Genomic DNA, 4,725 nt, shown 5'->3' with positions numbered 1-4,725 from the left:
CAGCGCCCCGAGCGCGGCGACGCCCGCCCGCAGCGCGGCGAGCGCCCCTCCTACGGCGGCGGCGCCGACCGCGGCCAGCGCAGCGAGCGTCCGACCTACGGTTCCGAGCGCGGCCAGCGCTCCGAGCGTCCGTCGTACGGCAACTCGCGTCCCGAGCGTGGCGGCGAGCGCTCCGAGCGCCCCTCGTACAACGACCGCGCCCCGCGCAACGACCGCCCGTCGTACGGCAACGACCGGCCGCAGCGGTCGGAGCGTCCCGCGTACAACGACCGGAACGAGCGCCCCTTCTACGGCGACCGCGCCCAGCGCAGCGAGCGTCCCGCGTACAACGACCGCCCGGCTCGCACGGAGCGCCCGTCGTACGACGACCGCGCCGAGCGTCCCTCGTACGGCGACCGTGCCCAGCGCAGCGAGCGTCCCGCGTACAACGACCGGAACGCTCGCACCGAGCGCCCGTCCTACAACGACTCCCGCCCGGCCCGCGCCGAGCGCCCGTCGTACGGCGACCGCGCCGAGCGTCCGTCGTACAACGACCGCCCGGCTCGCTCCGAGCGTCCCGCCTACAACGACCGTCCGGCCCGCACCGAGCGTCCCGCGTACAACGACCGCCCGCAGCGGTCCGAGCGCCCGTCCTACGGCGACCGCCCGCAGCGCAACGAGCGCCCGTCCTACGACGACGCCCGCCCCAAGCGCGACAGCGACTTCTACCCGAGCAAGGAGGGCGCCCCGCGTCACGCTCCCGCCGAGGACGTCGTGCTCGAGCGCCTCGAGGCCCAGGCCACCACGGCCAAGGACGTCGACGGCGTGACCTTCGCGGCCCTCGGCCTCGGCCAGAACATCGTCCGCGTGCTCGAGGAGCTGGGCGCGGCGAGCCCGTTCCCGATCCAGGCCGCCACGATCCCCGACGTGCTCGCGGGTCGCGACGTGCTCGGCCGCGGCCGCACCGGATCCGGCAAGACCATCGCGTTCGGCGCGCCCCTCGTGGAGCGCCTGCTCGAGAACGACGGCGCGAAGAACCGCAAGATGGGCCGCAAGCCCCGCGCGCTGATCCTCGCCCCGACGCGCGAGCTCGCCATGCAGATCGACCGCACGGTGCAGCCCATCGCCCGCTCGGTGGGCCTGTTCACCACCACGATCTTCGGCGGCGTGCCGCAGTTCAAGCAGGTCGGTGCGCTGCAGCGCGGCGTCGACATCCTCATCGCGACCCCCGGCCGCCTCGAGGACCTCATCGACCAGGGCCGCCTCGACCTCTCCGAGATCGTCGTCACCGTCCTCGACGAGGCCGACCACATGTGCGACCTCGGCTTCCTCGAGCCCGTGCAGCGGATCCTCCGCCAGGTGAAGAAGGACGGCCAGCGCCTGCTCTTCTCCGCCACGCTCGACAAGGGCGTCGCGACGCTGGTCAACGAGTTCCTGCCGTCGCCCAGCGTCCACGAGGTCGCGGGCGAGGACCAGGCGTCGTCGACCATCGACCACCGCGTGCTCCTCATCGAGCAGCGCGACAAGGCCGCGATCATCGAGCAGCTCTCCAGCGGCGAGGGCAAGACGCTGATCTTCGCCCGCACCCGCGCGTTCGCCGAGCAGCTCGCCGACCAGCTCGAGGACGCCGGCATCCCGGCCACGTCGCTGCACGGCGACCTCAACCAGGCGCGCCGCACGCGCAACCTGCAGCTCCTCACGAGCGGCAAGGTCCGCGTGCTCGTGGCGACCGACGTGGCCGCTCGCGGCATCCACGTGGACGACATCGGCCTGGTCATCCAGGCCGACGCGCCCGACGAGTACAAGAGCTACCTCCACCGCGCCGGCCGCACGGGCCGCGCGGGCAAGGAGGGCACCGTCGTGACGCTGATCACGAAGGCCCGCCGCCGTCGCATGGACGACCTCCTGGGTCGCGCCGAGATCAAGGCGACGACGGTCATGGCCGCCGCCGGGGACCGCGTCATCCAGGACCTCGCGCGCGTCTAGCGCTCACGCACGACCACGACGGCCGTCCCATCCCTCAGCGGGGTGGGGCGGCCGTCGTCGTCTGCACGGCGCCGCCCGCACGGCGCCGCCCGCGTCTGGCATCCTCGATGCCGTGCCCGACCGGATCCGCCTGCTGACGATCGACGACGCCCCCGCCCTGTCCGAGCTGCGCCTGCGGAGCCGGGCGCACCTCGCGCCGTGGGAGCCGATCCGGCACGCGGACCATGACACGCCCGCCGGCCAGCGCGCCGACCTGGAGGCGGCGCTCGCTCAGCATGCGCGCGGGCAGTGCGTGCCGCTCGCGATCCTCGACGACGACGGATCCGTGGCCGGCCGGATCACCCTGAGCACCATCGTCCGCGGCGCCTTCGAGTCGTGCGCGATGGGGTACTGGCTCGCGACGGACCGCACCGGCCGCGGGCTCGCGACCGATGCAGTGCGCGCCGCGGTCGACCTCGCGTTCGGCGACCTCGGGCTGCACCGGGTCGAGGCCGGCACGCTCCTCGGCAACCGCGCATCGCAGGCTGTGCTCGCCCGCTGCGGCTTCACGCGGTACGGCCTCGCGCCGCGCTACCTCCGCATCGCGGGGGAGTGGCAGGACCACGTGCTGTTCCAGCGGCTGGCGGACGACCCGCGCGTCTGATCCCGCGTCAGCGCGACCCGCCGTACGCCGCCGGCACCAGGTCCATCCGCGCGTCGCCGCTCGCGATGAGGGCGAGCACCGCGTCGGCTACCGTCTCCGGCGTGTCGAAGGTGGCGCCCGCGGTCATCGCCTCCGCCTCGGCGCGGCCGGCGCGGATCGAGGTCATGAACTCCGTGCTCGTCGCGAACGGGATGAGCGTCTGGACGACGACGCCCGTCCCCTCCAGCTCCACGCGGGCGATGGCGGACAGGCGCTCGAGCGCGATCTTCGAGGCGACGTAGCCGGCGGTGCCGGGCACGTCGGCGAACGTGGTCCCCGAGCTGACGTTGACGATCGCGCCGGCGCCCTGCGCGCGCATGGCCGGCAGCACGGCCTGCATCGTCGCGAGGGGAGCGACGAGGTTGAGCTCGAGGACGGCGCGCAGGTCGTCGAGGCCGATCCGCTCGACGTCGGCCTGGAAGCCCTGACCGGCGTTGTTCACGAGCACGTCGATGCGGCCGAACGCGTCGAGGGCGGCCCGCGCCAGGGCGTCCACCTGCGCGCGGTCGGTGACGTCGCAGCGGACGGCGATGGCGCCGCCCCCGATCTCGTCCGCCAGCGCGCGGATGCGCTCCTCCCTCCGGGCCGCGAGCACGACCCGTGCCCCTGCCCGGGCGGCCGCGCGCGCCGTGGCCGCGCCGATCCCCGACGACGCTCCCGTGATGACGACGACCGCGTCCCGTACCTGCATGGCTCCTCCTCCGTGGGCCGCGACGCGACCCGAGGCGAGTAACGATACTCTCCGGTAGCGGAACTCCGAGACGGGCCTATCCTGGACGGGATGGACACCCCCGCCGACGCTCCCCGACCCCGCGTCGGCCGCCCCGTCGACCGCTCGGGCGACGCCGCGATCCTCGCCGCCGCCCTCGACCTCGTCGCCGAGCGGGACTACGACGGCATGGCCCTCGACGAGGTCGCGGCCCGCACCGGCCGGGCCAAGACGACGATCTACCGACGGTGGGCGACGAAGGAGGACCTCGTGCTCGCGGCGATCCGCAGCGTCGGCCGTCCGCCGGAGGCCGAGACCATGCCCGACACCGGATCCCTGCGCGACGACCTCCTGGCCGTCGTCGACTCGGGCTGGCTCGGCGGCCCTGACCGACGGGCCGCCGTGTTCGCCGGCCTCGCGCCCGCGATGCGCGGATCCGAGCGCCTGGCCGGGGCGATCCGCTCCGAGGTCACGGATCCGTACGTCGAGGTCTACGGCCGTCTGCTGCGCCGCGCGATCGAGCGGGGCGAGGCGCCCGCGCGGTCGGATGCCGCGATCTCCCTGCTGGCCGAGGTCGTCCCGACGATGAGCACCCAGCGCCTCGCCGCGGGGCGCGGACCGGTGCGGCGCGAGTTCTTCGTCGCGGTCATCGACGAGGTGCTGCTGCCGGCGCTCGGGATCCGGTAGCGGGCGCCTCCGGATAGCCTCGACCGCATGCTGATCCGCCCCGCCACCGACGCCGACTGGCCCCTGATCCACCCCTTCTACCGCGCCGTCGTCGACGCCGGCCGCACCTACGCGCTGCCGGCCGGCCAGTCGCTCGAGGAGGCGCGGCCGAACTGGATGGCGGAGGCGCCCGCGCGCACGTTCGTCGCGGTGGACGACGACGGGACGGTGCTCGGATCCGCGAAGGCCGGCCCGAACCGGCCCGGCCGCGGGGCGCACGTCGCCACGGGATCGTTCCTCGTGGATCCCGCGCACAGCGGCCGCGGCGTCGGCCGGGCCCTCGGCGAGCACGTGATCGCGTGGGCGCGTGCGGAGGGCTACCGGGCGATCCAGTTCAACGCCGTCGTGGAGACCAACCGCGCGGCCGTCCACCTGTGGGAGTCGCTCGGCTTCCGGGTCATCGGCACGGTCCCCGAGGCGTTCGACGACGCGGAGGACGGGCTCGTCGGCCTGCACGTGATGCACCTTCCGCTCGTCGAGGCCGTCCGCTGACGGCCGGGCCGCACGCCGCCCCGGCTACAGTCGCACCATGACCGACGACCGCCGCGACGACCTCCCCGCGAGCGGCGGCGGCGACGGCCTCGACGACGACCTCGACGCCCGCCACGGCGGCTCCCGCCCCGTGCTGCGCGAGCTCCCGGCG

General features: G+C 74.8%; 5 protein-coding genes. 4 read left to right on the top strand and 1 reads right to left on the bottom strand.

Features of this window, described 5'->3' with window-relative positions; all coding sequences use genetic code 11:
- Both DZG00_RS17355 and DZG00_RS12460 read left to right on the top strand, forming a co-directional pair.
- Positions 1-1,965, top strand: a 1,965-nt coding sequence (locus DZG00_RS17355; protein WP_233550133.1) for a DEAD/DEAH box helicase, incomplete at its 5' end; no start/stop codon positions are given.
- 112 nt (positions 1,966-2,077) lie between these two features.
- Entirely contained in the window at positions 2,078-2,608 is a 531-nt protein-coding gene (locus DZG00_RS12460; protein WP_233549118.1) for a GNAT family N-acetyltransferase, read from the top strand.
- 7 nt (positions 2,609-2,615) lie between these two features.
- Here DZG00_RS12460 and DZG00_RS12455 read toward each other — a convergent pair whose 3' ends face one another.
- Positions 2,616-3,338, bottom strand: a complete 723-nt coding sequence (locus DZG00_RS12455) for an SDR family oxidoreductase (RefSeq protein WP_119382557.1) — start codon at positions 3,336-3,338, stop codon at positions 2,616-2,618.
- A gap of 90 nt (positions 3,339-3,428) precedes the next feature.
- Between DZG00_RS12455 and DZG00_RS12450 the strand changes: the two genes are divergently transcribed.
- Both DZG00_RS12450 and DZG00_RS12445 read left to right on the top strand, forming a co-directional pair.
- Complete coding sequence (locus DZG00_RS12450) at positions 3,429-4,043, top strand: TetR/AcrR family transcriptional regulator (protein ID WP_119382556.1); 615 nt, start codon at positions 3,429-3,431, stop codon at positions 4,041-4,043.
- Positions 4,044-4,070: 27 nt separating this feature from the next.
- Positions 4,071-4,574 (top strand): GNAT family N-acetyltransferase, encoded by a 504-nt coding sequence (locus tag DZG00_RS12445; RefSeq protein ID WP_119382555.1) that lies wholly within the window; start codon positions 4,071-4,073, stop codon positions 4,572-4,574.
- Positions 4,575-4,725 lie beyond the last annotated feature (151 nt).

It is taken from the genome of Clavibacter lycopersici (genome assembly GCF_003576405.1).
In the GTDB taxonomy this organism is placed as follows: Bacteria; Actinomycetota; Actinomycetes; order Actinomycetales; family Microbacteriaceae; genus Clavibacter; species Clavibacter lycopersici.
The sequence above is the reverse complement of the archived record's forward strand: the minus strand, read 5'-3'. Positions and strand labels throughout refer to the sequence as shown.

Excerpts from the sequence above, each read along its gene's own strand:
- DZG00_RS12445 (WP_119382555.1), top strand. The coding sequence starts at position 4,071 with ATGCTGATCCGCCCCGCCACCGACGCCGACTGGCCCCTGATCCACCCC.
- DZG00_RS12450 (WP_119382556.1), top strand. The coding sequence starts at position 3,429 with ATGGACACCCCCGCCGACGCTCCCCGACCCCGCGTCGGCCGCCCCGTC.
- DZG00_RS12455 (WP_119382557.1), bottom strand. The coding sequence starts at position 3,338 with ATGCAGGTACGGGACGCGGTCGTCGTCATCACGGGAGCGTCGTCGGGG.